The sequence below is a fragment of the Streptomyces sp. NPDC037271 genome (assembly GCF_055603605.1).
Genome location: NZ_JBVJVN010000010.1, coordinates 10764 through 11839, shown reverse-complemented (window position 1 = coordinate 11839; position 1076 = coordinate 10764). Strand labels below are relative to the sequence as shown.

Sequence of the window (1076 nt, the reverse complement as noted above, 5' to 3'; positions counted from 1 at the left end):
ATGTGTTCTCTTCCGGTTTGGCTGCGAATGGGGGGTGGAGGGAGATAAAGTAACTTGTGCTTTTGCTCCCGCCGCCGACCCCCGCCCCTTCGCGGCCCCCCCGCCGTCGGCGTTCGACGGGTTCGGGGTGCGGGTGGGTTCAGCGTGCGGCCGGGCGCACGGTCAGGCGCACAGGACCCGGGTCTCCGGCGTGTAGACCGGGCCGCCGTTGACGCTCGTGCTGTCGCTGAACTCGGCGTAGAAGTACGAGTAGAAACCGATGTTGCCGTTGCAGCCGGAGTCGGTGGCGACCTGTAGGGTCAGGGTGACGGTGCGGCTCTGGCCGGGCGGGATGGTGGCGCCGTAGTTGGTGCCGAGGTCGGCGGGGCCGGTCCCGGCGCACGGGACGGCGCCGGCCTCGGACGCCAGGCTGCACCCGGTGAAGCCGTACTTGAGATCGGGCCGCTGGGTGGTCAGCCAGGTCGGGTCGATCGTCTGGTACACGAACCAGATGTCGTAGGTCTTGTTGTTCTTGATCGTCATCGACAGGTTCACCGTGCCGCCCGGCTGAGTGGTCGCCGCGTCGGTGGTGAACGTCAGCTCGGCCGGGGCGGGGTCGGCGGCGCTCGCGGAGGGCGCCAGGCCGAACAGGGCGAGGGCGAGGGCGATGATCGTGGCGAGGCCGAAGCGTCTCGTTCGTGTGGATCGCATGGCCCGGGACATTAGGCACGGCCCGGGCGCACCGTCTGCACCGCCAGGAACACGCGGAGCGGAACTCGGCCGGAAGTGTGCGTTTGGTGAAGGGCTTGTGACGGCGCCGTCATATCCACTGGTGGCCGGTGTTCGTGCACGACAGTGCGGGGGAGCGCCCGCGATTCCCCCGCGCCGGACCGCCTGCCGTACGCCCCGGTGGCAATGGCGGATTCCGGGTGTCCGGCGAGCGCGGGCCCGCACGCCCTGGGCGGCGCGGCCTCCGTCCCCGGTATCGCCGCGTCGGGGGGGGGGTGGGGGGGGGGGGGGGGGAAGGGGGAGCGGGGGGGGTGGGGGGGGGGGGGGGGGGGGGGGTGGGGGGGGGGGGGGGGGGGGGGGGGGGGGGG

The 1076-nt window shown here is 72.7% G+C and carries 1 protein-coding gene; it reads right to left on the bottom strand.

Translation table 11 applies throughout. The features are described 5' to 3' along the window. Window positions 1–162: 162 nt before the first annotated feature. The gene (locus tag ACZ7G3_RS18670; RefSeq protein WP_470926834.1) at window positions 163–690 is read right to left on the bottom strand and encodes a hypothetical protein; all 528 of its coding nucleotides are present in this window, start codon (window positions 688–690) and stop codon (window positions 163–165) included. Window positions 691–1076 lie beyond the last annotated feature (386 nt).

Bases quoted from the DNA above. Each gene is read 5' to 3' on its own strand.
- ACZ7G3_RS18670 (WP_470926834.1), bottom strand. From the start codon at position 690: ATGCGATCCACACGAACGAGACGCTTCGGCCTCGCCACGATCATCGCC.